The sequence below is a fragment of the Coriobacteriia bacterium genome (assembly GCA_031292615.1).
Classification (GTDB): domain Bacteria; phylum Actinomycetota; class Coriobacteriia; order Anaerosomatales; family JAAXUF01; genus JARLGT01.
This window is the reverse complement of the sequence record JARLGT010000009.1, coordinates 1-4,030: the sequence shown is the minus strand read 5'-3', so window position 1 is coordinate 4,030 and position 4,030 is coordinate 1. Positions and strand designations below refer to the sequence as shown.

General features: G+C 65.4%; 4 protein-coding genes. 2 read left to right on the top strand and 2 right to left on the bottom strand.

Annotation, left to right across the window (positions count from 1 at the left end; all coding sequences use genetic code 11):
* Both P4L93_00670 and P4L93_00665 read right to left on the bottom strand, forming a co-directional pair.
* On the bottom strand, window positions 1-1,065 hold a 1,065-nt coding region (locus P4L93_00670; GenBank protein ID MDR3685464.1), incomplete at its 3' end, for a M20/M25/M40 family metallo-hydrolase.
* 24 nt (window positions 1,066-1,089) lie between these two features.
* On the bottom strand, window positions 1,090-2,424 hold the full coding sequence (locus tag P4L93_00665) for an anaerobic C4-dicarboxylate transporter family protein (GenBank protein MDR3685463.1): 1,335 nt from the start codon (window positions 2,422-2,424) through the stop codon (window positions 1,090-1,092).
* Between the two features lie 151 nt (window positions 2,425-2,575).
* Between P4L93_00665 and P4L93_00660 the strand changes: the two genes are divergently transcribed.
* A complete protein-coding gene (locus P4L93_00660; protein ID MDR3685462.1) occupies window positions 2,576-3,550 on the top strand; it encodes a TRIC cation channel family protein in 975 nt (324 codons plus the stop codon).
* 95 nt (window positions 3,551-3,645) lie between these two features.
* The coding region (locus P4L93_00655; GenBank protein MDR3685461.1) for a Ku protein at window positions 3,646-4,030 on the top strand (385 nt) is incomplete at its 3' end.

Below are 4,030 nucleotides of genomic sequence, written 5' to 3'. Positions count from 1 at the left end.
GGCGTTGAGCGCCTTGACCGCTTTGACCTCGACCTTGGCGCCCCACGGGGCAATCGAGCGCAGGTAGGCCATCAGCTTGTCCATCTCGACCTGAGGGTCGGCGCCGGGAACGATGCGCATGGAGACCTTCGCCGTGACGCTCGGAATCAGGATGTTGGCCGCCTCGTGGACGGTAGGGCAGTCGATGCCCAGCACGTTGATCGAAGGCTTGCTCCATAGCCGAGTTCCCACCGTTCCGGTGCCGATCAGCTCGACACCGTCCAGCACGCCGGCGTTCGAGCGGAAGACGTCGGCCGGTAGGTCGGCGCCGGGCCAATCGTACGCATCGACGCCGGGAACGATGACGCTTCCCTCCTCATCGACTAGCTGCGCGCACATGCGAATGAGCGCCATGAGAGCGTCGGGCGCCGGCCCTCCGAAAACGCCAGAGTGTAGCGGATGGTCGAGCGTCTCGACGCGGACCGTGCAAGCCACGTCGCCGCGAAGTGTGGTGGTCGTGATCGGCTCGGCGACTTTGAGGTTGCCCATGTCGGCGATGATGAACAGGTCGCACGCGAACAGCTCGGGGTTGGCCTCGACGAACGCCTCGAGATGGCTGATGGTCTCCTCCTCGCCCTCAAGGATGATCTTCACATTGACCGGCGGCTTGCCGTCAAAGACCGCTACCGATGCGCCGTTGATCACAACGCCTGACTTGTCGTCGGCAGCGCCGCGCCCGAACATGCGGCCGTCCTTGATCGTCGGCGTCCACGGATCGGTGAGCCAGCCCTGCTCCATCGGCGCCGGCTGCACGTCGTAGTGGCCGTACATCATCACTGTCGGAGCGCCCTCGGGGCCCGCAACCTCCGCATACACCGCCGAGTACCCGCCTGGGATCTCGAGCAGCCGTGCCTCCGTGCAGCCGTAACCCTTGAGTACTTCGACGACCGCCTCGGCACATGCCACGACCGGCTCGGCAGGGAAGCCGGGGAAGGCGATTGACGGTAGCGTGACGAGCCTGCCGAGATCGGCCTGTACCTGCGGCATCAGCGCGTCGACCTTGGCTCGAATCTGACTTGCATCCATGCGGAGAGCTCCCTTCGAAAGTGGCTAGAAATGCAGCAGGCTTTGGATTGCCAGGCCTACCGCCACTGAGGTGACCGTGCATACGAGCAGCGGCACCATGAACGAGTGGTTCAGTACGAGCTTGCCGATCTTGGTCGAGCCCGTCAGGTCGGTCTCGACGCATGCGAGCTGGTTGCCGTTCGCCGGCAGGAAGTAGACGCCGGCCAGCGCCTGCCACATCGCGATGATCGCGCCCACACCAAGGCCTGGTAGAGCGAGCCCAATCGGGATGATCGTGTTGGTTGTCGCCGACTGGCTGGTGGTGAGCGCGGCGAAGATGAAGATCGCGAATGCGAAGAGGATCGGCAGCGCCGCCACGGCGCCTCCCAGGATCTTTACGATCTGCTCCTCATATGCCGCGATGAAGGTGTTGGCGAGCCACGCGATACCGAACAGGGCCACGATTGCCGTGATTCCCGACGAGAATACCGGTTGCTTGAGCACGTCACCCACCTTGGCGCTACAGAAGAGCAAGATCAGAAGTGCGACGATGAACATGACGAGCTGGATGGCGACGGTCATGTCGGCACCCTTAGGAAGCAGCAGGCCCTGCGCACCGGGAATGGCGCCGAGCAGGATGACCGCCACCACACCGCCTAGGAAGATGAACGCGGAAAGCGAGGCGCCTTTGGGGAGCTCGGGCTCGACGTTCTCGGCGCCTTCGAACTTCTTTGGTGGCTGTACCTTGCCCTCGGCGAGTCGGCGCTGGTACTCCGGGTCGTCCTTGAGGTCCCTGCCGTAGCGGTTCATCACCAACGAACCGACGACGATAGCCACGAACGAGGACGGCACGGTGATCAGCAGGATCTGCGAGACGCTGATGCCCTTGACCGCCAGCAGCCCCAGCATCGCCGCCATGGCGGCGGATACCGGGCTCGACGTGATGCCCAGTCCGGTGGCGATGACCGAGAGCGAGAGCGGGCGCTCGGGACGTATGCCGTTGTCGTACGAGACCTCGTAGATGACCGGGATGAGCGGGAAGAAGATGTTGCTCGTGCCGGCTCCGACGGTGAATGCATAGCTTACGAGCGGGGCGATGAGCGTGATCTGCTTCGGGTTCTTGCGGATGATGCCGGCCGCAATCTTGACGAGGAAGTCGATTCCTCCGGCAGCCTGCATCGCGCTGGCGGCCGTAATCACCGCCAAGATGATGAGCATCGCCGAGCCAGGAGTGGTGCCGGGGGACAGGTGGAACACGAACACGAGCACGGCGACCCCAGCGGCGCCCCAGATGCCCAGACCCATGCCCCCCATTCGGACGCCCATGACGATGGCGCCGATGACGACCGCAAGCTCGAGTACAACGAGCACCGTGCCCATCGCGCTCCCCTTCCTCAGGTCAAGCCTCAAGACGCGGCGCGTCCTGGACAAACGATACCCCCGCCCCCGCACTTCGAGACCCTAGCTGACATGGGGCATACTCGACAGAGGTTTCCGCCCACGTCACGCTCTCTCGGAGGAGGTCGCACCCTTGCCAGCGCACATCGTAGCCTCCCTCGGAGCGACCGCGTCCGCGCTAGCTGGCGCGGCCTCGGCGGCGGGCGCGTCAATCGGGAGCACCATGACGAGCGCGCCTGCGGGCCTGGCGGGCATCGTGGAGTCCAGCGTCCCCCACGCGGTGGCCTCGGTACTGCCGTCCTCGGTCACCACCACCATGCCGATAACCGCGAGCACCATCACCATCCCCGTCGCCCTTGAGGTAAGCGCAACGTTCTCGGGCGCTCTGGCCGGCGCGCTCGTGGGGGTGGAGCGCAAGTTCGACGTGGTGGGCATCACCACGCTGGCCATTGTCGCGGGACTGGGCGGCGGCATCATCCGTGACGTGCTGCTCCAGAAGTACGGCATCTACGCGCTGCAGTACCCCCGTCTGCTCATCGCGGCTCTGCTCGCCGCAGCGGTCGTGTTCTTCTTCGCGGGGGCCGCCACCAAAGTCCGCCCGGCGCTCTTCCTCTTCGACGCTCTCGCACTCGGACTCTTCTGCGTAACCGGCTCGGACAAGGCGCTGCTCGCCGGCCTGACATTCATCCCGGCGATTTTAGTCGGCACGATCACCTCGGTCGGCGGAGGAATGTTGCGCGACGTACTCAGCGGCGAGGTGCCAGCGGTTCTGCGGCCCGGCGGCTTCTACGCGGTCGCCTCGGTCACCGGCGCGACGGTCTACGTGGGGCTGGTCGGGTGGCTGAACTTCGTCAAGCCGGTGGCGATGGTCATCGTCGTGATCGTGGTCATGGCGCTGCGCGTGCTCTCCGAGCGCCTCGGCTGGAGTTCGCCCATACCCGTCGACCTCACGCCCCGTGTCGCCTCGATGCCGCGCCGCACGCTCGGCACGCTCACCCGCGTGCTCCGCCCCTCGGACAAGCCGGAGACGAGCGGCTCGCCACAGGCCGCCGAAGGCGCTGCCGCCGAGCACGACAACGTCGATCCCGGTGTCGACCCCGACGAGTAACGCGCGTGACGCCTCGCTACGCTGGAACGGGGAACACTCCCTCATGGCGCTCTTCGCGCCCTGCCGGCCCTCACTGAAGGATGCAGGAGTTCCCCATGGCGCGAGCTATCTGGAAAGGCACCATCTCGTTTGGCCTGGTCACGATTCCGGTCGGCCTGTTCTCGGCGGTATCTGCCGAGGAACTCTCGTTCCACCTGCTCGACTCGCGCGACTTCTCGGCGGTTCACAACAAGCGGGTCAACGAGAACACTGGCGAAGAAGTGCCGTGGGAGGCAATCGTGAAGGGCTACCAGCTGCCCGACGGGCGCTGGGTGACCGTGACCGACGACGACTTCGCTGCAGCCAACGTCAAGGCGACGCGCACGATCGATGTGCTCGGCGCGGTGTGTGAGGACGACGTCGCCGTCGAGTTCTTTGACACGCCGTACTTCCTCGCACCAGAGCCGCAAGGCACCAAGGCTTACGCCCTTCTTCGCGAGG